This is a genomic window from Halomonas sp. JB37, from assembly GCF_002332255.1.
GTDB classification, from domain to species: Bacteria; Pseudomonadota; Gammaproteobacteria; order Pseudomonadales; family Halomonadaceae; genus Vreelandella; species Vreelandella casei.
This window is the reverse complement of record NZ_NRGW01000001.1, coordinates 54,338-80,695: the sequence shown is the minus strand read 5'-3', so window position 1 is coordinate 80,695 and position 26,358 is coordinate 54,338. Positions and strand designations below refer to the sequence as shown.

Sequence of the window (26,358 nt, the reverse complement as noted above, 5' to 3'; positions counted from 1 at the left end):
TGTTCAGATTTACGTTTCTGTCGAAAGTCTGGCCAGTCGATGACTAATATCGAGCATACGATTCGCGAACCCCCACTCGTTGTCGAACCAGCACAGCAGTTTGATGAGGCGTTTGCCAGCGACTCGCGTTTGGGTAGCATCCAGAATGCCTGAGCGTGGATCGTGATTAAAATCAATCGACGCCATGGGGGCTTCTGTGTAGCCAAGAACGCCTTTCAAACGCTGTTGGCTGGCGGTCAGGAGCAGCGCATTCACCGCATCACGGTGAGTATCGCTACGAACCGTGAGGGCCACGTCCATCGCAGAGACGTTAATCGTCGGCACGCGGACGTGTAAGCACTCAAAGCGGCCCGCTAGGTGAGGCATTAGGCGGCTAATACCGAGCGCCAAGCCGGTGTCGACGGGAACAATCGACTGCATCGCCGAGCGAGTGAGGCGCAGATCCGTTTGATGGTAGGCATCAATCACCGGCTGATCGTTCATCGCCGAATGGATCGTCGTCGTCACGCCGTGCTCAAGCCCTAGCGCTTCATCTAAAACGGTTAAAAGCGGCACCAGACAGTTGGTCGTGCACGATGCAGCGGAAAGAATGCGCTGGGACAGCGTCATCTGATCTTCATTAATGCCCCACACAATGGTGGCATCAACGTCATTCTCTGCGGGCTGAGAAAACAGCAGCCGCTTGGCGCCCGCGGCTAAATGCAGTTCGGCCGAGGCGCGGTCTTTAAAGCTTCCCGAACACTCCAACACTAGGTCTACATCGAGTGCTTTCCAGGGTAAATTGCGCGGATCTTGTTCGCACAGTATCTGGATGCGCTGGCCGTTAACGATGAGATCCTGGCCATCGTTATCGACCTCACCTGGAAAACGGCCATGTGTTGTGTCGTAGCGCGTCAGATACGTAATCGTAGCGAGATCAGAGAGTTCGTTGATAGCAACGATCTCAATGCCCGGAGGTTGCCGCTCGACGAGGGCCCGCAGCACGCATTGGCCAATGCGTCCGTAACCGTTAATAGCGATGCGATACGTAGAGGCGGAATTAGCCATACACAAAGGCGGCTCTTAAAAGTAAATCGATGATCAAAAGTGGGGTAGCAAACCCCGCGATAGTAGCGTATTTCAGTCGGCTATGCGTATCCGCTGCTCATGCCTAGCAGTCGCCACGCAAGCGGCAGGAGTATGGCAGTGAAAATGCCTGTAAGGCTCATTCCTAGTGACGCGAACGCCCCCGCCGCGGGGCTGATCTCGAATGCTCTGACGGTACCAATGGCGTGCCCATTCAGGCCAAGAGCGAAACCGATCAAGCGTTCATCGTCGATATGCAGCAAACGTGCAGCAATGCTGACGCATGGAATGGTGATAACACCGGTTATCAGCAGTGCCCCCATTAGCAGCGCTACCTTACCGCCAAGCTGTTCGGTAATGCCGATAGCAATCGGTGCCGTCACGGACTTGGCCGCAATGGAGGCAAGTATGGTGTCGGAGCTGCCCAGCAACCAGGCAATAGCAAGCGCATAGAAAGCCGCTAGCGTGGCGGCAATGGGTAAACAAATTGCCAGCGGCCGCCAGAGTTCAACAATCCGCGGCAGCTGTTGATAAAGCGGCATACCTAGCGCCACCGTCGCGGGCCCCAGCAATACCGTCAGCCATATCGCGCCCTGTTGATAGATCGGATAAGGCAGCCCTATCAGCGCGAGCGCCCCGGCAAGTAGCAGCGCCGCAATTAAGATAGCGGGTAGCCAAGAAGGGCGCTTAAGGCGCTGAAATAGCCGGTTACCAAGCAAATAAGCAACCAGCGTTAGCCCTACAGCAAATAGCGGCGTGGCGGTGAGCAGCTCTAATAGCGATAGGTCAGCGGTCATAAGATTGCCCGATCAGTCGCTTAAGCAACCAAAGGGTGGTGACAACACTAAGCAGTGTGCCCGCCACTAAGGCGATCAGGATAGCCGTCCACTGCCCGGCTAATTCGCCAATGATAAAAAACACACCGACGACACCGGGCATAATCAGCATAGCGAGCAGCGCGATGAGCGGCTGTGCGGCCGCGGCAATACTGCTAGGTACACGACCGTACAGCGCAAGCGTAGCACACAGCAGCAGCATGCCGATCACGCCTGAAGAGACCGGCAGCCCGGTGAAGTAGATGACCACTTCACCGATCAGCCAGTAGCTAATCAGCCATAAAAAGCCACTGAGTGCCGGCATGGCTTAGCCGAGTAGTTCGTGAGCTTGCTTGACGATGTTGTCGACCGTGAAGCCGAAGTGTTTGAACAGATCGTCCGCGGGTGCAGATTCGCCGTAGGTCGTCATGCCAATCACACGACCTTCCAGACCCACATACTTGTACCAGTAGTCGGCATGTGCCGCTTCGATCGCAATCCGCTTGGTGACCGCTTTGGGCAGTACGCTTTCACGGTAGTCAGCGTCTTGGCCATTGAAACGGTACGCCGAGGGCATGGACACAACGCGAACGGCTTTACCCTGCTGCTCAAGCTCGGCAGCGGCGTCCATCGCGAGCGATACTTCCGAACCTGTGGCAATCAGAATCAGCTCCGGCATTTTTGGCGTGCCTTGGCTGTCTTTAATAGTCGGGTCTTTAAGAACATAAGCCCCGTTTTGAATGGCCGCTAGCTGCGCTTGGGTGCGCTGCTGGTGCGGCAGGTTCTGGCGTGAGAGTACCAGCGCGGTCGGGCCGGAGTGGCGTTTGATCGCCGCATCCCAAGAGGCGGCGGTTTCGACCGCATCGCAGGGGCGCCAGGTGTTTAGATTCGGCGTCGTGCGCAGGCTAGTGAGCTGCTCAATCGGCTGGTGCGTCGGGCCATCCTCACCTAGACCGATGGAATCATGCGTAAACACGTAAATCACCTGCTGGCCCATTAACGATGCCATGCGAATGGAGTTACGCATGTACTCCATAAAGATCAGGAAGGTCGCGCCGTAAGGCACTAAGCCTCCGTGCAGCGCGATCCCGTTCATGATCGCGCCCATGCCAAACTCACGTACGCCGTAATGCAGGTAGTTGCCGCTGGCATCTTCAGGGGTAATCGCCTTGGCACCTTTCCAGAACGTTAGGTTAGACGGTGCGAGGTCAGCGCTGCCGCCCAACAGTTCCGGCATTTGTGGGCCAATCACATTCAGCGCTTCAAAGGATGCCTTGCGCGATGCGATGCTTTCTCCCTTCTCTTGGGCCTGCTCAATCAATGCTTCAGTGGCAAGCTCAGGAGGCAGTTGGCGTTTCATGCGACGCTTGAACTCACGCGCCTCCGTTGGGAAAGCGTCGGTATAGCGAGCAAAGCGGTCTTCCCACGCCTGCTGCGCCTTTTTGCCAGCGTCGCGAGCATCCCAGGCAGAATAGATCGGCTCAGGGATATGGAATGGCGCGTGCTCCCAGCCCAGCTGTGTGCGTGCCAGGGCGACTTCATCGTCACCCAGCGGTGAGCCGTGGGCGTCTTCTTTGCCCTGCTTGTTAGGCGCGCCAAAACCGATAATGGTTTTGCAGATAATCAGGCTAGGCTTATCGTCGTGGCTCTTCGCCAGTTCAATGGCCGCTTTAACTTCCTCAGACTGGTGACCATCGACGTTCGGCACTACGTGCCAGCCATAAGCCTCAAAGCGCTTGGCGGTATCGTCGGTAAACCAGCCTTCCACTTCGCCATCGATTGAGATGCCGTTATCGTCGTACAGCGCAATCAGCTTACCCAACTGCTGCGTTCCCGCCAGTGATGCTGCTTCGTGGGAGATGCCTTCCATCAAGCAGCCATCGCCCAAGAAACACCAGGTATGGTGATCGACAATGGCATGGCCGGGACGATTGAACTGCGCCGCCAATGTTTTTTCAGCAATGGCAAAGCCTACCGCGTTAGCAAAACCCTGGCCGAGAGGGCCCGTGGTGGTTTCAATGCCTGGGGCATAGCCAAACTCCGGGTGCCCTGCCGTGGGCGAATGCAACTGACGGAAATTTTGCAGCTGTTCCAGGCTAAGCTCGTAGCCGCTGAGGTGCAGCAACGAGTAAAGCAGCATGGAGCCATGGCCATTGGAGAGCACGAACCGGTCGCGATCGGCCCACTTGGGGTCTTCGGGGTTGTGCTTGAGGTAGTCATTCCATAGCACCTCGGCAATATCAGCCATGCCCATAGGAGCGCCCGGATGGCCGGATTTGGCCTTCTGAACAGCATCCATGGAAAGGGCGCGAATGGCATTGGCTAGCTCAAAACGGGACGGCATGGGAGTGCTCCTCGCCTGAAAACAGAAATTATGAAGGCGCTATTGTCGCTGACTTCCCATGTGGCGGCAAATGCAGAGATAAATGTGCCGGTAAATTCTGGGGCACGCGTTCTGGGAAGCACCGCCTACAGCGTGTAGACTCTGCCTCCCGAGGTGGTGGAGAACGTGATGCTGCCGCCTCTATATACGGGCAGGGGCACCTGCCATGATTTCCTGCTGATGCTGTGGATTTGCTACAGCCGTCATACAGAGGGTCGAGTGCGCGATGAGCGAATATTCCCTGTTTACCTCCGAATCGGTCTCCGAAGGTCATCCTGATAAGATTGCTGACCAGATTTCTGATGCCGTATTAGATGCCATCATCGCCCGTGATAAACAGGCGCGCGTCGCCTGTGAAACGATGGTAAAAACCGGGGTGGCGATTATTGCCGGTGAAATCACGACGTCCGCGTGGGTCGATCTGGAAATGCTGGTGCGTGATGTGATCACGGACATCGGCTATAGCTCCTCACAAGTAGGCTTCGATGGCGCTACCTGTGGCGTGATTAACCTCATCGGCAAGCAGAGCGTTGAGATTGCCCAGGGCGTTGATCGTACCAAGCCAGAAGATCAAGGGGCAGGCGACCAGGGGCTGATGTTTGGCTATGCGACCAATGAAACCGACTCGTTCATGCCCGCACCCATTCATTATTCTCACCGTTTAGTCGAGCGCCAAGCCGAGCTGCGCAAAAATGGCCTGCTGCCTTGGCTGCGCCCTGATGCAAAAAGCCAGGTCACTATCCGCTATAACGCCCAGGGCCGCCCCTGCGGTGTCGATGCTATCGTGCTTTCTACCCAGCACGATCCAGACATTGAGCAAGAAGATCTGCGCAAGATGGTTAAGCGCGAGATTATTGAGCACGTTATTCCCGCTGACTGGTTAGACGACAACACCCAGTACCATATTAATCCAACCGGCAAATTCGTTATCGGCGGCCCGGTCGGTGACTGTGGGCTGACCGGACGTAAGATCATTGTGGATACCTATGGCGGCATGGCGCGTCATGGTGGCGGTGCTTTCTCAGGCAAAGATCCCTCGAAAGTAGATCGTAGCGCCGCCTATGCGGGCCGCTATGTGGCGAAAAACGTCGTGGCGGCAGGGTTGGCTGATAAGTGCGAGATTCAGGTCTCCTACGCGATTGGTGTGGCTGAGCCGACCTCGGTGTCGATCGACACCTTTGGTACCGGCAAGATTGAAGACAAGCAGATTGTGGCGCTGGTGCGTGAGCACTTTGACCTTCGCCCTTACGCGATTACCAAAATGCTGGATCTGCTGCACCCGATGTATCAGCTCACCGCCGCGTATGGTCACTTTGGCCGGGCGCCGTTCGAGCACAGCTACACCTGGAGCGATGATAAAGGCGAGCAGCATAAGGAAACCTTTACGGCTTTTCCGTGGGAAAAAACCGATAAAGCCGATGCGCTGCGCCAGGCCGCTAATTTGTAAGCGTTTCGCTACACGCTTTGTAAGAGATCGCCCCTTTGGCTTCGGCCGGGGGCTTTTTTTATGCGTTATGTCCAAGCCCTGCGCTAGGCTGGTTCTGTTTGCCGATCATTATTTGCACGGGTAAGGGGACCGCAATGTTTAACGGCGCGACGTTTAATGGGGCATTGTTTAATGGATCAACGTTTAATAGAGCAACGTTTAATGGAGCAGTGTCAGGCACTACCGCAATCTGGATGCTCAGTGGCCTTATGGGGCTTGTCACTTTTTCCGCACAGGCTAGTGAGTGCCCCCACTGGCAGGCTGAGCGCTTAGCCAGCGAAAGCCACGCATTAGCCGAGCAGGTCCAGCGCTGGGACACCGCCTACCATGATGAGGGTGTATCACTGATCGACGACGCCCTTTACGATCAAGCCGTTGAGCGCCTTGCCACCTGGCAGCGCTGTTTAGGTGATGAGTTTGAGCATCATCCGCTTTCACCGCTGACGTCTAGCGACGGAACGCTTGAGCACCCGATGGCCCAACGCGGGCTTCATAAAGCCGATGAAGACGGTGTTAGGCGCTTTATCAGCCGTCGCGACGGCCTATGGATCCAGCCCAAAGTTGACGGCGTGGCGATCACACTACGTTATGACCAGGGTGAGCTGGTCGATGCCGTTAGCCGTGGTGACGGCGAGCGCGGCCAAGACTGGACGGCACGCGTGCGCCAGCTTCCTGCTATTCCTAATACGCTTTCCGAACCACTGTCGGCGATACTTCAAGGCGAACTTTACTGGCGATTAGAGCAACACATTCAGTCAAGCTCGCCGGCGTCGGGCGCGCGTGGCGCGGTTGCAGGCGCGATGGCGCAGTCATCGCCTACCGATGCCACGCTTGAGCGTATTGGGCTGTTTGTGTGGGATTGGCCCGATGGCCCAACGAGCATGTCCGAGGGTTTAGCGCAACTGACTCGCTTGGGCTTTGATACTGCTGACTATACCCAGGCGCTTGATAGTCATCGTGACGCCGCCGACTGGCGCGACACCTGGTTCAACGGCCCACTGCCATTTGCCACTGACGGCGTGGTGATTAAACAAGCGGAGCGCCCCGGCGTGTCCAGCTGGTCGTCATCACCGCCGAGGTGGGCGCTGGCCTGGAAATACCCTGCACAGCAGGCGCTGGCACAGGTGCGGGGCATTGAGTTTCGCGTTGGACGCACCGGGCGCGTGACGCCGCTGGTGTGGCTCAACCCGGTACGGCTTGAGGGGCGGCGAATTAGCCGCGTCTCGCTAGGATCGCTTGAGCGCTGGGCGTCAATGGATGTACGCCCTGGCGACCAAGTGGCGGTCACGCTGGCAGGGTTGACCATCCCTCAGCTAACGGAGGTGGTATGGCATACCCAGACGCGCGCACCGCTGAGTGCGCCATCGCCGCAGCGCTATCATCTACTCAGCTGTTTTGAATTAACCGCTGGCTGCGATGCCCAGCTGTTGGCACGGCTTACCTATCTCGGTGAGCAGCTCGGTATGCAAGGCGTTAGTGAGGGCACCTGGCAAGCGTTGCTGGAAGCCGACGTGGTAACGCAGTTGCTGGGCTGGATGAGCGTTGAGCCCGGTGAGCTGGAACAGGTGAGTGGCATCGGTGAGACCAGCGCAGGCGCGCTGACTGATCAGTTTGAGGCTGCCCGCTCGGCTCCTTATGCTGATTGGCTGGCCGCTCTTGGCATGCCGCCAGGCGGGAGTGCGCGCATTGGTGACTGGCCTGCCTTGGCGGATTATCAGCACGCGCAGTGGCAGGCCATTAGCGGCGTGGGCCCGGTTCGCGCCGATGCGTTAGTGGCATTTTTTAGCCACCCAGAGGTGCAGCGCATGGCGCAAAGGCTTCAACAAGCGGGTGTTGATGGTTTTTAGCCAGTTAACTCAGCCCCGTCAAATGCAGCATGAAACTGAGATATAGCGGGATCAACAGCGGTGCCAGCAGCGTTGAAACCAGCACGGCCAGCGCGCCTTTTTGCGGCTGAATACCCAGCTCCATGGCGACTACCACCACGTTAGACGCCATGGGCACTACGCCTAGTAAAAGCATCGCCATACCCAGTTCAGGCGAAAGAGGACCGAGCCACTGCAACAGCAGCACGGCAGCCAGCATCACCAAAGGCCACAGCAGGTAGCGCAACCCTACGCAGCTAGCGACAAAACGCGTATCCCAGGCTGCTAAGGTCACCTGACTCAGCGTCATGCCGATAATCATCATGCCTAGCAGCGTGTAGGTGGCGGGGAACACTTCTAGCGCATGCATTACCTCAGCGGGCGGCATTATGTTAAGGCTGCTCAGCAGGAGCGCTAATAGGAAGGTGTAGATCAGCGGTAAGCGAGAAATCTTGATCAGGCTTTCGCGTACCGAAAAGCGACCGCGGGCGCTGAGATAAAAGCCGACGGTAAATTCATAAATATTAATCCCCAGCATGCAGAACAGATAAAGCGTAACGCCTTCTGGGGGCAGCAATATAAATGCAATCGGTAAGCCGAAATAACCGGTATTGCCGGTTCCCGAAGAAAATGCCAGTAGCGCCGCCTCCTGCTCGCCAAAACGATGACGCGTGAGGCGATGGACAATCAGGGCCATGAGGCTTGAAAGGATGAACAGCGCTAATGTGAGTAATAAATAGTTCGGCGTTGAGCCGCCATTCATTAGCGCGCGAAAAATAGTAAAGGGTGCAATCAGGTAAACCAGCAGTGTCGCGATGGGGCGAGGGTCTAGCTTGAGCCGTTGGGCGGCGATCCAGCCTAACCCCACATAGCTGAGCAACATTAATAACGGTCCAGCCAGTGCCTCAGGTGCAAGATCCATTGATTCTCCCGTATGAGTGCGTGGTGCTTCGTATGTAGTCTGGTCAGCTAACATGAGCCGAATTAAAGGCCGAGCGTGAAATCTTTCATTAGCCCTAGCGCATCTGAACAGCGAGAATACCTCAAAATGTCACGTTTATTGATCCTAAAAAGGAAATTCCATGAGCAGCCTTGAGCATCCGCTGGGTATCAGCTTTGAATTCTTTCCGCCCAATACCGATGCTGGGCACGACAAGCTAATACACGTTCGTGATGAGCTAGCTGCGCGGCAGCCCCGATTTTTTTCAGTTACCTATGGCGCTGGTGGGTCGACGCAGGCGCGCACACGCGAACTGGTACGCACTGTTAGCCAAAGCGGCATTACGACCGCGCCGCACCTATCCTGTATTGGCAGTGAAAAAGCTCAACTGCGAGATCTGCTAGCTCAGTATCGCGAGGAGGGCGTGAATAGTCTGGTCGCTCTACGTGGCGATATGCCGTCGGGCATGGCAAGCATTGGTGAATTACGCTATGCCAACGAGCTGGTGGAGTTTATTCGTGCTGAAACCGGCGATCATTTCGAGATTGCGGTCGCGGCTTACCCGGAGTCTCATCCACAGGCGGCTAATCTAGATAAAGACGTAGAAAACTTCGTGCGCAAAATGAAGGCTGGCGCCAACATGGCGATCACCCAGTACTTTTTTACCGCCGATGCCTATTTTAATTTTGTCGATAAAGTCCGTGCGCTTGGCATCGAACAGCCGATCATTCCGGGTATTATGCCGATCACTAACTACACTAAGCTGGCGCGTTTCTCTGATGTCTGCGGCGCTGAGATTCCTCGCTGGATGCGCAAGCAGCTAGAGTCCTATGGCGATGACAGTGAAGCGATTGCCGCCTTTGGAACCGACGTGGTGAGCCAGCTTTGCCAGCGATTGTTGGATGGCGGTGCCCCCGGCCTGCATTTTTATACTCTTAACCAAGCGGCACCCGTGCTCAAAATAGTCGACAACCTGACCGACTAAGGTGCGTTGTTTCATCAAGTAACTAAAAACCCCACTCAATGGCCATTGAGCGGGGTTTTTTGACACTTGGCGTTTAGCTGCTTAGCGTGTTTAGCCAGCTTGAGCCGTTTTATTGCCACTGCCATGCAGCTTACGCTGCATGACAAATAGCCCGATACCAATCGCAAGCCCCAGAACGTCGGTATAAATACCGCCATAGATCATAAACATGGCGCCGACCAGCATCAGCAGGCGTTGCCATGTGTTGACCGGCCCAAAGAACCACGCTTGAACCATGCCTGAGAGCAAGATAATACCCAGCGTTGCGGTGACCCCAACGCGCAGGATTTCCATCGGCGTGCCTTCCATCAGCATGGCAGGGCTGTAGAAGAACATAAACGGCACGATGAAGGCGGCCAAGCCAATCTTGAACGACGCCACGGACGTGCCCATCGGGTTATCGCCAGAAATGCCGGCCGCTGCATAGGACGCCAGCGCAACGGGCGGGGTAATCGCCGATACCACCGCAAAGTAGAACACGAAGAAGTGAGCGATCAGCGGCTCAATGCCAATATTGATCAAGCCAGGCGCTACCACTGAGGCGGCGACAGCATAAGCGGCGGTGGTCGGCATGCCCATACCAAGCAAAATGCTAATTAGCATAGCGAACACCAGCGCGAGAAGCTGGCTAACACCGGCTAAGCCAAGCAGCAGCGATGAGAAGCGAGCGCCAACGCCGGTCAGTGAGATAACCCCCACGATTAAGCCTGCACAGGCGCACACGGCGATAATCTGAACCGACATGGTGCCCGCGATTTGCAGCGCTTTAAGAATCGCACGAATGCCCATTTTATTGGGTGAAATCCAGCTCACGACGGCTGCTGAAGCGGTGGCCAACGTGCCCGCACGAATCACCGAATAGCCCATGAACAGTGCCGCGATCAGAATGATGATCGGCGCGAACAGATAGACCTGCTTGATCAGTTTGGAGAACAGCGGGATCTCATCTTTGCGCATGCCCCGCATGCCTTTACGGGCGGCTTCAAAGTCGACCATAAAATAGATAGAGGCAAAATACAGAATCGCCGGGATGATCGCCGCAATGGCAATTTCGGTATACGGAATGCCTGTCACTTCGGCCATGATGAACGCACCGGCGCCCATAATCGGCGGCATGATTTGCCCACCCGTTGAAGCAGCCGCTTCAATCGCCCCGGCACTCCGCGCCGGATAGCCGACTTTCTTCATCAATGGAATGGTCAGCGAGCCTGTGGAAACCACATTGCCCGCAGAGGTGCCGTTAATCATACCCATCAAGCCAGACGCAAAAATAGCCACTTTGGCCGGGCCACCGCGAGCGCGCCCTGCGGCAGCGAAAGCAAAGTTGACGAAGTAGTCGCCCACTTTAGACGCTTGCAGAAACGCGGCAAAAATAATGAACAGAATAATATAGGTCGATGATACGGCGGTGGTGGGGCCTAAAATGCCGGCATCGGTATATACCTGACTGAAGAAGCGTTGTAGCGACAGCCCTGGGTAGCCCAAGAAGCCAGGTAAATAAGGACCGACAAAAACGTATCCTAAGAACACCGCTGAAATGACGACCAAGGCCAAGCCGGCCACGCGACGGGTAAGCTCAAGAATCAGCAGAGAGCCCGCAATCGCCGCCCAAGAGATGCCTGACGGCGCAAAGGAGGTGCCTGTCGACATGCGTATATTCGTGTTGAAAGCCACCAGCAAATAACCGGCGCTGGCCAGCGCGCATACCATGAGCACTAGGTCGGCAGGGTTAAAGCGATGGCGTGCCTGACGATAAAACCAGGACAGCACAACGGCACAGGCGGTGGTCGCCATCAGTGGGTAACCGTAATGCCAGTTTTCAACGCTGGGGTCGATGCGCATCGCACCGCCGCTGAGTGTTTGGTGCATTAAAAAGACTTGCGCCAACGTATAGGCCGCAGGAATAAGCAGCGCGTAGCTCACCCATTTAATCCCTGCACCTGATGTTTGGTGTTCCTCGTCGGCAAAACGAGCGCCAGCAAATAGCCCGTAACCCAGAATAAGCGCCCCGGCAATGTGCACAATACGAAACGACCAGGTTTCCATCGGATACACGTTCAGGGAAACCAGGTGGAAGCTAGAATAAGCAATGGCTAATGCCGCAAATAATAAGAACTGCCAGCCGGTAAACAGGCGGCGATTAGATTCAACAATGTCGTCATCGACACCATCAGCAATGGAGTCGGGTACTGTTGACGCCACGTTGGCATCATCCTTGAGACCATTGGGTTCTTGGTCGTTTTTGTGACTCATTAGAGTTCACCCTCACAGCAAAAGCAGACAAAGGGATAGCAGGAGCGAAATCTGCCCCGCCCGGCAAGGCCGAGACGGGGCAGTTAGAGCGGTAAACGTTGCTTAGTTGATCATGTCATCAGCAATTTCATAGCCGTTCTCTTTGTACCAACGCGCAGCGCCTGGATGAAAGGGCAGTACGGTGTTATGTACAATGTTTTCTGGAATGGTGGTTTCAGCACTGCGGTGTATTGAGCGCATGCGCTCGTTGTTTTCCATGGTCGCCTTGGTCACTTCGTAAATGAAGTCTTCCGGAAGATCACAGCCAGCGATCGCAAAGTTCCACATGGAAACGGCGCGCGCATCTTCTTCAAGCGTTGTGTACGTATTAGCGGGAATCATGAACTCAGCGACCGGGTAGTTTTCCAGCACGGTGGCTAGCTCTTCTTCGGTGAACTCAATGATGTTGACGTCAGTTTGTACTTCCAACTGGCTCACGGCGGGGATCGGGATGCCGGCCGCGAACGCAACGACGTCGAGCAGGCCATCCTGCAACTGGCCGCCTAGATCAGACCAGCCACCGTTACGGCGTTCAAAGTCCACACCTAAGGTTTCTAGGATCGCGGGGAAGTAGGTATCAGACGTGGACGCCGCGGGGCCAAAGCCGATACGCGCGCCATCCGGAATGTCAGCAATGGATTCGATGCCGCTGCTAGAGAGTGCCGCAATTGAAAACGGCGTTTCGTACATGGGGAACATGGCACAGACGTTGTCCATCTTCATACCAGGTGCCAGCGGGCTTTCACCGTTCACAGCATCAGACGCAGGGCCCATGGTGGTTAAACCAAATGCCATGTCACCGGTGTGTACTAGCGCTAAGTTTTGCGTGGGGCCACCGGTGACTTCACCGCCGCCAGATACGCCAACTTCTTCAGCAATAAAGTTCGCCCAGCCTGAGCCGTAAACGAAGAACGTGCCGCCTTGACTGGCCGTACCAACGGTGAAGTTATCTGGCCACTCGGAGCGGTCTGCTTGGGCACTGCTAGCCGCTACAAGCAGGGCGCTGCTGGCAAGTAGCGTGAAGGTCTTAGGCATATGTTTACGCATGGCGAGAGTTCCTAGCTGTTATTGGGGTTATTGACTGACGGTCGTGTTCGATGCTGCTCGTTAGTACGGCATGAATCAGACTATTCAGTGGTTATAACAGCGATAGTTGTGCCATTTTAATATTGTTATTTTAAAATCAGTTGGTTAAGAAGATCTTATTAAACTTTCGTGGCAGGCTTAGGCAGGCAAAGTGTCCGAGTGTCCGCACGATGATTATTTTGCATGTGCGGATAGCCACACACTAATGAGATCGATCGAGCGCCATTAGCCAGCATTCGGCACATTGAAAAGGAAGACGCTAGGCTCGCGGTGCTTGGTTAGGCCTTCCTTTTACGGGATGAAACGTGGGTTTAACGAGGGGGCTTGCCGGGATCCATGATGCGTACGGGCTGTACATCTTGCTGCTTCTGGTCGTCGCGCACCTGATTAACTCGGGTGGTCATTTCGGTAAGGGCATCTTCTTCAATAGGCAACTGCTCAAAAAAATCGCAGCTGACGCATTCGCGGTAGCGAATGCCATTCTGCTCCCAGGCGCGGATGCGGTCCATCTCCGCACAGCGCGGGCAGATCACGCCGGCAATAAAGCGTTTAACCGTCGACATAGTGGGCTCCTATGCATCAGATGCGCGACGCCCAAGGCGCCACGCATGAAATAATGGTTTGCAACGTGTACCTGATAACGTGTGTTAAGCGGCGCGAATGCCGCAGTGGCGAAGCAGTGGCTCAACGCTGGGTTCGCGACCGCGAAAGGCAACAAACAGGTCGGCGGCATCACGAGCGCCGCCCTGCTCCAGGATTTCGCGACGAAAGCGCTGGCCTGTTTCTGGGTCGAAGATGCCAGCTTCTTCAAAGGCACTCCAGGCATCTGCCGAGAGCACTTCCGCCCACTTATAGCTGTAGTAACCGGCCGCATAGCCGCCAGCAAATATATGCCCAAAGCTATTTTGGAAGCGATTGAAGGGGGCTTTGGGCAGCACCGATACCGCGGCCCGCACATCATCGAGCAGTGCTTGCACGTCGCTGGCGCTAGGGGCGCTGAGTTCATGGTGCAGGCGTAGATCGAATAGCGAGAGTTCGATTTGGCGCATCATACCCATGGCCGACTGGAAGTTCTTGGCTGCCTGCAGGCGCTCTAGTAGATCGAAGGGAAGCGGTTCGCCGGTATCCACGTGCTTGGCCAGCAGGTTTAGTCCTTCACGCTCCCAGCAGTAGTTTTCCATAAACTGGCTGGGTAGCTCGACCGCATCCCAGGCCACACCGTTAATGCCGGAAATATCTGCAATGTGCTGCTTGGTGAGCATATGGTGAAGACCGTGCCCAAACTCATGAAACAAGGTCGTGACTTCGTCGTGAGTCAGCAGCGCGGGACGGCCACCTACCGGCGCAGTGAAGTTGCAGGTTAGAAAGGCCACTGGCAGCTGCAGGCCCTGCTCGGTTTGACGGCGCACGCGGCAGTCCGCCATCCAGGCACCGCCGCGCTTGCCTTCACGGGCGTAGAGATCAAGGTAAAAGCCGGCAATCGGCTGGCCGTTTTCAGTAATCTGGAAGTATTGGACGTCTGGATGATAGCGAGTCGCCTCGGTATCTTCTTCACAGCGTACGCCGTAGAGGCGCTCAACCACTTGAAACAGGCCATCAATGACGCGCGGGGCGGGAAAGTAAGGGCGCAGCTGTTCTTGGGAGATGGCGTGGCGTGCTTCGCGCAGTTTCTCGCTGGCGTAGGCAACGTCCCACGGCTCAAGTACTTCCAGGCCCAGTTCGTCACGGGCGTAGGTGCTCAGTTCAGCAAACTCTTCTTTAGCCTGAGGCAGCGCACGACGGGCTAGGTCGTTGAGGAACTCAAGCACCTGCTCGGGAGATTCGGCCATTTTAGTGGCCAGTGAATAATCCGCGTAGGTGGCAAAGCCAAGCAGCTGGGCAATGTCGCTACGTAGCGACAGAATCTCTTCCAAAATGGCAGCGTTGTCGAACTTGCCAGCATCCGCGCTTTGGTCTGAGGCACGGGTAATGAACGCGGTATACACCTCACGGCGCAGCTCGCGACTGTCGGCGTAGCTGATGACAGGGAAAAAACTTGGGAAATCCAAGGTAATCCGGTAGCCCGGCACGCCCTTCGCCTCGGCGGTGGCTTTTAAGGTATCTAAGGCACTTGCTGGGACGCCTGCGAGCGCATCTAAGCAATCAATATCTTTGTGCCATGCCTGGGTGGCATCCAGAACGTTATTTGAATACTGGTTTGAGAGTAGTGAAAGACGCGACTGAATTTTTCCGTAGCGCGCTTTTTGGTCCGCGGGCAGGTCAACACCGGCTAGCCGGAAATCACGTAAGGCGTTCTCGACGGTGCGCCGCTGTGCGGCATCTAACGATGCCCAGGCCGGGCCTTCTTTCAGCGCTTTCCAACCATGGAAAAGCCCTTCGTGTTGGCCGACCCAGGTGCCGAAAGCAGAAAGCTTTTCAAGGCATGCCTGATACGCTTCGCGTAATTCGGAGGAGTTCATGGTGCCGTTGAGATGAGAAATCGGTGACCACGCATTGGTGAGACGGTCATTGACGGCCTCAAACGGCGCCGCGAAATTGTCCCAAGTGGGCGCCGTGGCGGCGGCCTGCTGGGCGAGGAGATCAATGGCCTCGCGGCTTTCTCTGAGCAGGATTTCTACCGCAGGCTCTACGTGTTCGGCGCGAATGTCAGCAAAAGGGGGGAGCTTGTGCGTCTCAAGCAACGGATTGGAGGGCAAGGGGGTGGAGGACATAGGCACCTCAGTTGGCATCGTTTTTAAAATCGTGTAGGAAGCGCAAAACGCGCGATAATGATGACACAGTGCGGGCAGTGGGGCCGCGTTTCAATGCTAGGCTGCAGGTCAGAGTTTGGCCTGCGTGCAAGTGCCTGCTAGTCTTGCCGCCTTTTAATGCCTCTAACGGCAGGAGCACACGATGAGCGAAACGCTGGAGCGCTGGGGGTCGAAGCGGGCCTTTATCTTGGCAATAACAGGTGCTGCAGTGGGTTTAGGCAACATCTGGCGCTTCCCCTACGTGGCTGGAGAAAATGGCGGTGCGGCATTTTTGCTGGTTTATGTAGCGTTTGTGCTGCTGCTAGGTATTCCCGTCATGATGGCGGAAATATTAATTGGCCGAGCCGGGCGTCGCGGGCCAATGCAGGCGTTAGGGGCCTTGGCAACAGAGGCGGGAGCCTCGCCTCATTGGCGTTGGCTAGGGCTATTCGGCGCGTTCACCGTATTTTGTATCTTATCGTTCTACTCGGTGGTGTCCGGCTGGTCGATTGAGTTTTTAGTTGCCTCCGTGAACGGTAATTTCAACGGCGCGAGCGCTGAGGAGATTGGTGCGGGCTTTGACGCTTTCTTGGCTAACCCGGGCCTGCTTATTTTTAATCACACCCTGTTTCTATTCATGACCATGTCCGTTGTGGCGGCCGGTGTTGCCAAAGGTTTGGAGCGACTTAACAATTTGCTGATGCCGCTGCTGTATTTTTTGCTGCTGCTATTAGCAGGCTATGCCGCCACGACGGATGGTTTTGGCACCGCGCTGGCATGGCTGTTTCTGCCCTCTTTCGATGCGCTAACGCCATCGGTGGTTGTCCATGCAATGGGGCATGCGTTTTTTACCTTGGCGGTAGGGGCCTGTGCCTTAATGGCGTACGGGGCTTATATGCCTGAAGAGCAAAGCCTGCCCAAAGCCGCGTTTGCGGTAGCGGTGCTCGATATCAGCGTTGCACTGCTGGCGGGTATTGCGATTTTCTCGGTTGTGTTTGCTCAAGGCATGGACCCCGCTGAAGGCCCGGGCTTAATGTTTGTCACGCTGCCGATCGCATTTTCTGAATTGCCGTGGGGCTCGGTATGGCTGAGCGTGTTCTTTTTATTACTGCTGTTAGCCACCTGGACCTCAGCGATTAACTTAGCCGAGCCCATGGTCGCGACGCTTCAGGGGCTGGGGCTGCGCCGCAGCCTTGCGACGCTGGTCGTGGCAGTCAGCGTCTGGTTAATCGGCCTGCTATCCGCCTTCTCGTTTTCGACGCTTTCTGAATTCCGGCCGCTCTTTGGGCGCAACGTGTTCGAACTGGTCAGCAGTATACCGCCGGATGTTTTTCTGCCCTTAGGCGGATTGATGATCGCCATTTTTGCCGCCTGGGTGATGCCCCAAGAGCGAGTCGCCAGTGCATTGGGTGCCGGTGAGCGCGGCTACCTAGTGTGGCGAAATATTCTTCGCTGGGTATCGATTCCGCTGACCTTTATCGTGCTACTGACAGGATTTCTATAAGGCTTCTTTGGTTGTCATTAAGCACTATAGTCAGCGAGTCATATTCTTTATACAGTCTATCGAGAACCGCAGGAGCAAATTATGAGCAGTGCGTTAAGACGCTATCAGGGCATGGAGCCGTCGCTTGGCGAGCGCGTGTATATTGATCCGGCCAGCGTGGTCATTGGAGACGTGGTGCTGGGGGATGATTGCTCCGTTTGGCCGATGAGCGTTATCCGTGGCGATATGCACCGTATTCGAATCGGCGCGCGGACCAGCGTGCAGGATGGCAGCGTGCTGCATATTACCCACGCAAGTGACTTTAGCCCGGCGGGCTTTCCGCTCATTATTGGCGACGATGTGACCATCGGCCATAAGGCGATTTTGCATGGCTGTACGCTAGGCAGTCGGATATTGGTGGGAATGGGCGCGATCGTGATGGATGGCGCGATCGTTGAAGATGAAGTCATTATTGCCGCTGGCGCCGTAGTAACGCCGGGTAAGCATCTGGAAAGCGGTTACGTTTATGCCGGTAACCCGGCTAAACCACTGCGCCCGCTGAAAGAATCTGAGCGTGCTTTCTTCCCCTATACCGCCGGTAACTACGTTAAATTGAAAGACCGCTTTTTGGCCGAATCGTCAATTTGATGCCCCTTCTCTAAGCGATTGCCCTGCCAACCTTTTTTCTTAAATAGTCATGTCGCGCCGGTCAGAAATCTGTTAATTTATCCAGTTTTCTGGGGTGCCGCGTCATGGCTAACTTTCGCACGCATATTACCGTAGCAGCGGCGGGTGGCATGCTGATAGCTTACGCAGCTTGGAAAGGTCATTGGTGGCCGCCTTCTCAAGCGGTGGTGATGGTTGCGCTGGTTACGTTTGGGGGCATTTTGCCAGACATCGATGCCGACCGATCACATTCTATCCGATTGATTTTTAATCTTCTTTCAGTGCCTGCCTTGGTCTTTGGCGCACTGCTACTGCAGCCATGGCTCACGCCCGGTGCGCTGCTGGTTGCCTGCGGTGGAATCTATGTCTGCGTGCGTTATTTAGCCAGCGTACTATTTTCGCGTTTTACCGTGCATCGCGGTATCTGGCACTCACTGCTGGCGGGTGGGTTATGTAGCCTGGCCACCGCTGCGCTGAGTTTTAATCTGCTCGGCCAGCCGGCATGGCTTGCTTGGTCGCATGGCGCCGCCACGCTGGTCGGATTTTTAATTCACCTGAGTTTAGATGAGATGTACAGCGTGGATCTTGAAGGCGCTCGGCTAAAGCGTTCGTTCGGAACGGCGCTAAAGCTCGGCGATAGCCGGCGGCCCATGTCTAATCTGCTGATGCTGATTGCCACGTTAACGCTGGTGCCCTGGGTGCCGCCTTGGTCAGTATTGGGTGAGCTGTTGCATCAGGGCTCGCTGCTGTGGCGATAGTCATCGGCATTGAGGCCGTGCTTTTTAAGCTTGTCATAAAAGGTTTTGCGCGGAATGCCTAAGTGGCGACACACATCGGTGACACGGCCGTGATAGCGCGCCAGGGATTGGCTGATCAGGCTTTTTTCAAACAGCTCCACCTGGCGGGGCAAAGTGGGCTCCTGAGTGTCGGCGCTAACCCCTTCCAGCAGTGCATCCAGACGATAATCAAAGGCGGCGCCCAGCAATACGTAGCGCTCGGCAAGGTTGCGCAGTTCACGCACATTGCCGGGCCAGTCATGTGCGAGTAGAACGGCAATGCCCGAGCTGTCTATGATAGGCGCTTCCAGCCCGCTGCGATTGGCAGCCACGACGGCAAAATGTTGAAACAGCAAGGGAATATCTTCGCGCCGTTCGCGCAGGGCTGGCAGCGGCAGAGTGACCACGTTAAGACGGTAATACAGATCTTCGCGAAAGCGGCCCTCTTCAGACGCTGCTTTTAGATCCACCTTGGTAGCGGCAATGACGCGAATGTTGAGTGGTACCGTTTCATTAGCGCCCAGCCGCTCCACGCTGCGCTCTTGCAGCACCCGCAGCAGTTTGACCTGAAGCGCCATGGGCATGGATTCAATTTCATCCAAAAATACCGTGCCGCCGTTAGCATGTTCGAATTTGCCGATACGCCGCTCTACTGCACCGGTAAAGGCACCTTTTTCGTGGCCAAATAGCTCGGACTCAATGGTGTTTTCGGGCACTGCGCCGCAGTTGATGGCCATAAAAGGGCTATTACGCCGCCCGCTGCGCTCGTGAATAGCGCGGGCCACCAAGTCTTTGCCGGTACCTGTTTCCCCAAACAGCAGCACATCGGCCTCCACTTGGCTGATGCGCTGAATCATGGCGGCCAGTCGCGATATGATGGGTGTGCGGCCAACCAGGCGAGGCCCCAGCGCGGCTTGCTGTACTTCCAGCTCGGCTTTTAGGCGGTGATTTTCTAAACTGAGCTGGCGCTTCTCGATGCCACGACGCACCACATCCAATAGTTGATCACCGGCGAAGGGCTTTTCAAGAAAATCCCACGCCCCTGCACGCATTGCCTCTACGGCGGTCGAAATATCGCCGTGGCCGGTAATTAAAATGATCGGCAGCGTGGCGTCGCGGTTATGTAGCTCGTGCAGCAGCGCCATGCCATCCATGCCGGGCATCCTTATGTCGCTGACGATCACGCCCGGAAAGTCGGGCGTTAAGGCGGCGAGCGCTTGTTCGGCTGATTCGTAGCAGTAGGGCGTGTAGCCTGCAAGCTCGAGGGTTTGGCTAACGGTGATCCGAAGGTGTGGTTCGTCGTCGATCACTATGACCGGCAGGGTCGACGGTTCATGCATAGTGAGAGCGCTCCTGGACATGCGTTAACGTTGAGTGGGGTAGCGTAATAGTGAAGCAAGCGCCCCCTTCGGGTCGATTAGCAGCCTGCAGCTTACCGCCTAGATCGTCCATAATGCGTGAAGAGATCGAGAGGCCCAAGCCTAAGCCACTGCCTGGCGCTTTTGTCGTGAAAAAGGGTTCAAACACGTGCCCTAAATGCTCAGCTGGAATGCCGGGTCCGTTATCGGCAACGCTAATATGCACCTGCTGATGGTGAATGCTAGCGCTTAGTGTCAGTTGCGGTACGGGTTCGGCTTTCATAGCCTGCAGGGCATTGCCGATTAGATTAACCAGCACTTGCTCAAGGCGCACTAGGTCGCCTTTCACCCATAGCGTTTCATCGGGCCACTCATGAATAATCGTAATGTTGCCTTCGCGCAGACGGCTTTGAAATAAGCGCAAGGCGTAGTCGATACAGGCCTGTACGGAAATGGTCTCTTGGCGTTCGCTACTCTTACGTGAAAACTGGCGCAGTTGTGCGCTGATATCGGCCATGCGCTCGGTCAGCTCAACAATTTGCTCAAGGTTGGCGTCGGCTTTTTCATGGCGTGCTAGTGCCATAAAGCGTCGGGCGTTTTCTGCATAAGCGCGAATAGCGGCCAGCGGTTGATTAAGCTCATGGTTGATGCCCGCGGCGAGCTGCCCTAATACGGCCAGTTTAGCCGCTTGAATAAGCTCATCCTGCGTTTGGCGTAAGTTGGCTTCAGCCCGGCGGCGCTCTTCAATTTCATCAGAAAGCCGCTGATTGCTGGCGACTAAGTCACGGGTGCGCCTTTCTACGCTAACTTCCAGCTCATCGCGAACGCGGGCCAAAGTATGGCGCTCTCGATCGGCAAACGCTTCCCGTTCACGACGAAGCCTCAGCCGCTGCCAGCCTATGCCGGCCCCAAGTGCAATCAGGCTGTAGAGGCTGCCCGCCATGAGAGCAGCGACCCATTGGGCGCTGATCACCGGTGTTAGCGGCTTTAAAATATGCATCTGCCAGCCAAACTCAGGAATAGGTCGCGTCAGGCTTAGGTAGTTGCCTTTACTTAAAGGGCCTTGGGAGAAACTTACTAATTGGCTGCCCAGGCCGTAAGGCGCAATGACGCCGATGCCGGAGGACGCTAGCGGCTCCATCGCATAGCGTCGCGTTGCGCGCAGGACTCGACGTTGCTCATCGGAAAGCGAGTAAAGGGCGTTCATTCGCAGCCCTGGGTGGCTGGCCATGAAGATGATGTTATCGCTGTCGGTGACAAACAGCTCGGCATCTTGCTCAGCCCAGCTTTCTTCAACCTCATCAAGCAATACTTTGATGACTAATACGCCGTCAGGTTTGGCATCGGGCGAGGTGTCATCGAGCCAAACCGGTGCTGAAAAGAAGTAGCCCCGCTCAAGTGATTGGGTGCCCAAGCCATAAAACCTACCTTGGCGGCCCGCGATGGCTTCGGTGTAATAGCTGCGAAAAGCATAGTTTTGGCCGATAAAGGTGTTAGATCGATGCCAGTTGCTGGCGGCAATAGTATCGCCATCACGATTTAGCAAATAAACGTCTGAAACGCCTGCGGTGAAGCGGAAGCGATCCAGCAACATATTCAGCGGCATCGAGTCTTGGCTGTCGGGGGAGGCTAAAAAACGTTGCACACCTTCCCTTGTCGCGAGCATTTGTGGCAGGTAGTCGTAGCGCAGTAAATAGCCGTTTAAATTGGCAGCAGACAGGCGCAGCTCGTTTTCGGCATCGTCTTGTAAGTTAGAAAGCGCCTGCTCGCGGGCCAGTTGGGCGGCTTGCCACATGCACAGCAATAAACCGAGCGAAATGACCAGCAGCCACAGGCGACGCCAGCGTGGTGGCAAGCGAGCGGGGGTCTGGCTGTGTATGTCAGCCTTGCCCATATCCGTGTTACTCATGCCGGTGTCTTTCGACTGCCTTGGGCGCGGCGAAGGGCGCGTTGGGCCCGCGCCTCTTCACGCGCCATTTCAAGAAGTCCTTCTTCAACGAACGCTAGGTGCTCATGCGCGCGAGCGCGGGCGTCTTCTGCACGCCCTTCCAAGATGGCGTCAAGTAAAGCGCGATGCTGCTTCATCAGCTGGCTGCGTGAGCCTGGTTTGGCAAACAAGTGGGCCAGATTATTAACAATACTCTTTTCAAGCAGATGAAAAATACCGCGAATGGTATGTAGCAGCAGAACATTGTGGGCGGCTTCGGCGATGGCAAGATGGAACGCCGCGTCAAGTTTGGCTTCATGAACAGGGTCGGCGCCGGCAAAACCGCCGTCGAGCTCTTCAAAGCGCTGAATGAGGACCGCCTTATCAGCGGGCGTTGAGCGCAGCGCAGCGTAATAGGCGGATATTCCTTCTATTGCATCGCGGAATTCGAGTAGGTCTAAGTTGAACTCGCCGTGGCGAGAAAGCATTTCCAAAAGCGGGTCGGTATAGCCATTGCTAAGGTCGTCGTTCACAAAGGTGCCACCGCCTTGGCGGCTGGTCAGTAAGCCGCGCGCGGCTAATTTTTGAATAGCTTCACGTAAAGAGGGGCGTGATACGCCAAAACGCTCTGCTAATTCACGCTCTGGTGGGAGGCGCTGCCCAGGTTTTAAGCTGCCCTCCAGCATCATGGCTTCTAAACGCTCGGTAATAACATCGGCCAAACGCTGCTGGCGGAGCGGTGGATAGCTCATGTTGGGTAGCTCCTTCAATTGGTAAGACCAATATTAGAAGCTTTGAACAGACAGCTCAAGCGCTGGCATTGATGGGTGGCTATTGGTCAAACATTATTAGTCGTAGCATTGAACTAAAGTATAGCGCTATGTAGGGCTATAAAGCCGCATCATTGTTTGACACCTTCATGGCGTCTCACTAATGTTGATGCCATATTTTTGTCAATTGGTAAAACCAATTATTAATTCTGAATAAGCCGATGTATAGCGCGTCGACTGCGCGCATCTACTAAATAGGGCTCGCCATGATTATTTCAGCCTCCACGGACTACCGAAAAGCCGCTAAGCGGCGCATTCCTCCCTTTCTATTCCATTATGCCGACGGGGGGGCATACGCCGAGCATACGCTGCGACGTAATGTAGAGGATCTCTCCGGTATCGCGTTGCGCCAGCGTGTGCTGAAGGATATGTCCTCGCTATCGCTGGAAACCGAGCTGTTCGGTGAAAAGATGGCCATGCCTATTGCGCTGGCTCCGGTGGGGCTAGCAGGTATGTACGCTAGACGCGGGGAGGTCCAGGCGGCGCGAGCGGCCGCCAAGAAAGGCATACCATTTACTCTGTCGACGGTGTCGGTGTGCCCCATTGCTGAGGTGGCCTCGGCGATTGATCGACCCATCTGGTTCCAGCTTTACGTGCTGAAGGACAGGGGCTTCATGAAGCACGTTCTTGAGCAAGCTAAGGCCGCCGGGGTCAAGACACTGATCTTTACCGTTGATATGCCTGTGCCGGGCGCGCGCTATCGCGATGCTCACTCTGGAATGAGCGGTAAGTATGGGCCGATCCGGCGGATGGCTCAGGCTGCAATGCATCCTTTCTGGGCATGGGATGTCGGTATTAATGGTCGTCCTCATGACCTGGGTAACGTCTCTGATTACCGCGGTAAGCCAACCGAGCTTGAGGATTACATTGCCTGGCTGGCTACTAACTTCGACCCTGCTATCTCTTGGAAGGACCTGGAATGGATTCGTGAACTCTGGGACGGGCCGATGATTATTAAAGGAATACTTGATGCTGAAGATGCCCGCGATGCGGTGCGCTTTGGTGCAGATGGCATCGTTGTTTCTAATCATGGCGGCCGTCAGCTTGATGGCGTTCCCTCGACTGCGCGGGCCTTGCCGGCGATTGCCGACGCGGTTAAGGGGGATCTGGCCATTCTTGCTGATTCCGGCGTGCGCAGCGGGCTTGACGTCGTGAGGATGATCGCTTTGGGTGCCGACAGCGTGTTGCTGGGCCGCGCCTTCATCTATGCGCTTGCCACTGCTGGCGAAGCGGGTGTCACGCATTTGCTCGAGCTATTTGAAAAGGAAATGCGCGTGGCGATGACGCTCACCGGAGCGAGAAGTATTGCCGATTTGGGCGCGAATTCATTGGTATCGGATTTGCCTCGCGATCTTGCGTGAGCAGGCGCTGATGTATGGCTCGCGCGCGGCTAAGTTTGATTCGCAATAGTGTCCTGATAATATGAGATGTGTTTTTTTCACCAGAGCCCTTGCCAAGGCGTTAGCGAGTCCGTAAAGTACGCATCCGCATCCGCATCCGCATCCGCTGCCGGGGACGCCTAGCGTTACCAGCGGTGGATGAAGGTGAAAACCTTCGGTTTGTCAGCAGGTTAGCGTTTTCAGGTCATCGAAAAATGTTTCCCGAATCGGCCCCAGAAATTGCCGATTGACAAACACTCGGAAGTGCGTAGAATACGCCTTCCTCGCTGAGGCCAAACAGTTCAACGGTTGGCCCGCTATCACAACACGATAGCCACAGCGAAACGCTCTTTAACAATTTGATCAGGTAATTCATGTGGGCGCTTGCTGATGTTGGTGACAAATCACCCAATATCAAGGCAAGCGACTCAAGCAATAAGGTTTTAAAGGCATTGCCTTTTTGATCCGTTTTGAATGAATTCGTTTGAACCTTGAGCCAAGTTTGATTCGCTTTTGTGTTTTCCTCGGAAGACACGAGTAAGGATCACAATGATTGTAAACTGAAGAGTTTGATCATGGCTCAGATTGAACGCTGGCGGCAGGCCTAACACATGCAAGTCGAGCGGTAACAGATCTAGCTTGCTAGATGCTGACGAGCGGCGGACGGGTGAGTAATGCATAGGAATCTGCCCGATAGTGGGGGATAACCTGGGGAAACCCAGGCTAATACCGCATACGTCCTACGGGAGAAAGGGGGCTTCGGCTCCCGCTATTGGATGAGCCTATGTCGGATTAGCTAGTTGGTGAGGTAATGGCTCACCAAGGCAACGATCCGTAGCTGGTCTGAGAGGATGATCAGCCACATCGGGACTGAGACACGGCCCGAACTCCTACGGGAGGCAGCAGTGGGGAATATTGGACAATGGGGGCAACCCTGATCCAGCCATGCCGCGTGTGTGAAGAAGGCCTTAGGGTTGTAAAGCACTTTCAGCGAGGAAGAACGCCTAGTGGTTAATACCCATTAGGAAAGACATCACTCGCAGAAGAAGCACCGGCTAACTCCGTGCCAGCAGCCGCGGTAATACGGAGGGTGCAAGCGTTAATCGGAATTACTGGGCGTAAAGCGCGCGTAGGTGGCTTTATAAGCCGGTTGTGAAAGCCCCGGGCTCAACCTGGGAACGGCATCCGGAACTGTGAGGCTAGAGTACAGGAGAGGAAGGTAGAATTCCCGGTGTAGCGGTGAAATGCGTAGAGATCGGGAGGAATACCAGTGGCGAAGGCGGCCTTCTGGACTGATACTGACACTGAGGTGCGAAAGCGTGGGTAGCAAACAGGATTAGATACCCTGGTAGTCCACGCCGTAAACGATGTCGACCAGCCGTTGGGTGCCTAGAGCACTTTGTGGCGAAGTTAACGCGATAAGTCGACCGCCTGGGGAGTACGGCCGCAAGGTTAAAACTCAAATGAATTGACGGGGGCCCGCACAAGCGGTGGAGCATGTGGTTTAATTCGATGCAACGCGAAGAACCTTACCTACCCTTGACATCTATAGAAGATTGCAGAGATGCGATTGTGCCTTCGGGAACTATAAGACAGGTGCTGCATGGCTGTCGTCAGCTCGTGTTGTGAAATGTTGGGTTAAGTCCCGTAACGAGCGCAACCCTTGTCCTTATTTGCCAGCGAGTAATGTCGGGAACTCTAAGGAGACTGCCGGTGACAAACCGGAGGAAGGTGGGGACGACGTCAAGTCATCATGGCCCTTACGGGTAGGGCTACACACGTGCTACAATGGCCGGTACAAAGGGCTGCGAGCTCGCGAGAGTCAGCGAATCCCTTAAAGCCGGTCTCAGTCCGGATCGGAGTCTGCAACTCGACTCCGTGAAGTCGGAATCGCTAGTAATCGTGAATCAGAATGTCACGGTGAATACGTTCCCGGGCCTTGTACACACCGCCCGTCACACCATGGGAGTGGACTGCACCAGAAGTGGTTAGCCTAACGCAAGAGGGCGATCACCACGGTGTGGTTCATGACTGGGGTGAAGTCGTAACAAGGTAGCCGTAGGGGAACCTGCGGCTGGATCACCTCCTTAAACGATGCGTCACAGTTAGTAAGCGTCCACAATGAATTACCTGATCAGATCATAGAGAGCAAACGGTTTAAGCACGATCCCCTCTGTAGCTCTGTTGGTTAGAGCACACCTCCTGCCTTTAATAAAAAGTAGGGTGAGGTTGGCTAGTTAGTAATGCCTTCGAG

The 26,358-nt window shown here is 55.4% G+C and carries 20 protein-coding genes and 1 rRNA gene; 8 read left to right on the top strand and 13 right to left on the bottom strand.

The window, feature by feature from the left end:
- Positions 1-9: 9 nt before the first annotated feature.
- The 4 genes from CIK78_RS00390 to tkt all read right to left on the bottom strand — a co-directional run bounded on the left by CIK78_RS00390 (position 10) and on the right by tkt (position 4,224).
- Positions 10-1,047, bottom strand: a complete 1,038-nt coding sequence (locus CIK78_RS00390) for a glyceraldehyde 3-phosphate dehydrogenase NAD-binding domain-containing protein (RefSeq protein WP_096276158.1) — start codon at positions 1,045-1,047, stop codon at positions 10-12.
- 80 nt (positions 1,048-1,127) lie between these two features.
- Positions 1,128-1,862 (bottom strand): LrgB family protein, encoded by a 735-nt coding sequence (locus CIK78_RS00385; protein WP_096276156.1) that lies wholly within the window; start codon positions 1,860-1,862, stop codon positions 1,128-1,130.
- On the bottom strand, positions 1,852-2,205 hold the full coding sequence (locus CIK78_RS00380; RefSeq protein ID WP_096276154.1) for a CidA/LrgA family protein: 354 nt from the start codon (positions 2,203-2,205) through the stop codon (positions 1,852-1,854). The genes CIK78_RS00385 and CIK78_RS00380 overlap by 11 nt, the downstream gene beginning before the upstream one ends.
- Positions 2,206-2,208: 3 nt before the next feature.
- Positions 2,209-4,224, bottom strand: coding sequence for a transketolase (tkt, locus tag CIK78_RS00375; RefSeq protein WP_096276152.1), 2,016 nt, complete (start codon positions 4,222-4,224; stop codon positions 2,209-2,211).
- Between the two features lie 265 nt (positions 4,225-4,489).
- On the opposite strand from tkt, the gene metK reads away from it, so the two are divergent.
- Both metK and ligB read left to right on the top strand, forming a co-directional pair.
- A complete protein-coding gene (metK, locus tag CIK78_RS00370; protein WP_096276150.1) occupies positions 4,490-5,710 on the top strand; it encodes a methionine adenosyltransferase in 1,221 nt (406 codons plus the stop codon).
- 233 nt (positions 5,711-5,943) lie between these two features.
- Positions 5,944-7,596, top strand: a complete 1,653-nt coding sequence (gene ligB / locus CIK78_RS00365) for an NAD-dependent DNA ligase LigB (RefSeq protein WP_096282208.1) — start codon at positions 5,944-5,946, stop codon at positions 7,594-7,596.
- Between the two features lie 4 nt (positions 7,597-7,600).
- On the opposite strand, the gene CIK78_RS00360 is transcribed toward ligB, so the two are convergent.
- Positions 7,601-8,536, bottom strand: a complete 936-nt coding sequence (locus CIK78_RS00360; protein ID WP_096276148.1) for a transporter — start codon at positions 8,534-8,536, stop codon at positions 7,601-7,603.
- A 160-nt stretch (positions 8,537-8,696) separates the two neighbouring features.
- Between CIK78_RS00360 and metF the strand changes: the two genes are divergently transcribed.
- A complete protein-coding gene (gene metF, locus CIK78_RS00355; protein ID WP_096276146.1) occupies positions 8,697-9,539 on the top strand; it encodes a methylenetetrahydrofolate reductase [NAD(P)H] in 843 nt (280 codons plus the stop codon).
- Between the two features lie 90 nt (positions 9,540-9,629).
- Here metF and CIK78_RS00350 read toward each other — a convergent pair whose 3' ends face one another.
- The 4 genes from CIK78_RS00350 to CIK78_RS00335 all read right to left on the bottom strand — a co-directional run bounded on the left by CIK78_RS00350 (position 9,630) and on the right by CIK78_RS00335 (position 15,652).
- Entirely contained in the window at positions 9,630-11,831 is a 2,202-nt protein-coding gene (locus CIK78_RS00350) for a TRAP transporter fused permease subunit (RefSeq protein WP_096276144.1), read from the bottom strand.
- A 102-nt stretch (positions 11,832-11,933) separates the two neighbouring features.
- On the bottom strand, positions 11,934-12,917 hold the full coding sequence (locus CIK78_RS00345; RefSeq protein ID WP_096276142.1) for a TAXI family TRAP transporter solute-binding subunit: 984 nt from the start codon (positions 12,915-12,917) through the stop codon (positions 11,934-11,936).
- A gap of 350 nt (positions 12,918-13,267) precedes the next feature.
- Positions 13,268-13,519: a YheV family putative zinc ribbon protein gene (locus tag CIK78_RS00340; RefSeq protein WP_096276140.1), complete on the bottom strand. Its 252-nt coding sequence runs from the start codon at positions 13,517-13,519 to the stop codon at positions 13,268-13,270.
- 84 nt (positions 13,520-13,603) lie between these two features.
- Positions 13,604-15,652 (bottom strand): M3 family metallopeptidase, encoded by a 2,049-nt coding sequence (locus tag CIK78_RS00335; protein ID WP_096282207.1) that lies wholly within the window; start codon positions 15,650-15,652, stop codon positions 13,604-13,606.
- Between the two features lie 196 nt (positions 15,653-15,848).
- Between CIK78_RS00335 and CIK78_RS00330 the strand changes: the two genes are divergently transcribed.
- From CIK78_RS00330 to CIK78_RS00320, 3 genes are all read left to right on the top strand, one after another.
- The gene (locus CIK78_RS00330) at positions 15,849-17,189 is read left to right on the top strand and encodes a sodium-dependent transporter (RefSeq protein WP_096276138.1); all 1,341 of its coding nucleotides are present in this window, start codon (positions 15,849-15,851) and stop codon (positions 17,187-17,189) included.
- Positions 17,190-17,270: 81 nt separating this feature from the next.
- Positions 17,271-17,816, top strand: coding sequence for a gamma carbonic anhydrase family protein (locus CIK78_RS00325; protein WP_096276136.1), 546 nt, complete (start codon positions 17,271-17,273; stop codon positions 17,814-17,816).
- Positions 17,817-17,920: 104 nt separating this feature from the next.
- A complete protein-coding gene (locus tag CIK78_RS00320) occupies positions 17,921-18,592 on the top strand; it encodes a metal-dependent hydrolase (RefSeq protein WP_096276134.1) in 672 nt (223 codons plus the stop codon).
- Here the strand turns inward: CIK78_RS00320 and CIK78_RS00315 are convergent.
- The 3 genes from CIK78_RS00315 to CIK78_RS00305 are packed head-to-tail and all read right to left on the bottom strand — an operon-like array spanning position 18,568 to position 22,647.
- Positions 18,568-19,950: a sigma-54 dependent transcriptional regulator gene (locus CIK78_RS00315; protein WP_096276132.1), complete on the bottom strand. Its 1,383-nt coding sequence runs from the start codon at positions 19,948-19,950 to the stop codon at positions 18,568-18,570. The two genes, CIK78_RS00320 and CIK78_RS00315, sit on opposite strands and share 25 nt — an antisense overlap.
- Positions 19,943-21,862, bottom strand: coding sequence for an ATP-binding protein (locus tag CIK78_RS00310; RefSeq protein ID WP_096282206.1), 1,920 nt, complete (start codon positions 21,860-21,862; stop codon positions 19,943-19,945). Before CIK78_RS00310 ends, CIK78_RS00315 begins: the two co-directional genes overlap by 8 nt.
- Before the next feature lie 11 nt (positions 21,863-21,873).
- Positions 21,874-22,647, bottom strand: coding sequence for a GntR family transcriptional regulator (locus tag CIK78_RS00305; protein ID WP_096276130.1), 774 nt, complete (start codon positions 22,645-22,647; stop codon positions 21,874-21,876).
- 284 nt (positions 22,648-22,931) lie between these two features.
- Here CIK78_RS00305 and lldD point away from each other — a divergent pair, with 284 nt between their 5' ends.
- On the top strand, positions 22,932-24,086 hold the full coding sequence (gene lldD / locus CIK78_RS00300; RefSeq protein WP_096276128.1) for an FMN-dependent L-lactate dehydrogenase LldD: 1,155 nt from the start codon (positions 22,932-22,934) through the stop codon (positions 24,084-24,086).
- Between the two features lie 223 nt (positions 24,087-24,309).
- On the opposite strand, the gene CIK78_RS17710 is transcribed toward lldD, so the two are convergent.
- A complete protein-coding gene (locus CIK78_RS17710; protein ID WP_141393013.1) occupies positions 24,310-24,639 on the bottom strand; it encodes a hypothetical protein in 330 nt (109 codons plus the stop codon).
- Positions 24,640-24,661: 22 nt separating this feature from the next.
- Here CIK78_RS17710 and CIK78_RS00295 point away from each other — a divergent pair.
- Positions 24,662-26,194 (top strand): 16S ribosomal RNA (locus CIK78_RS00295).
- The last annotated feature ends 164 nt before the right edge of the window (positions 26,195-26,358 follow it).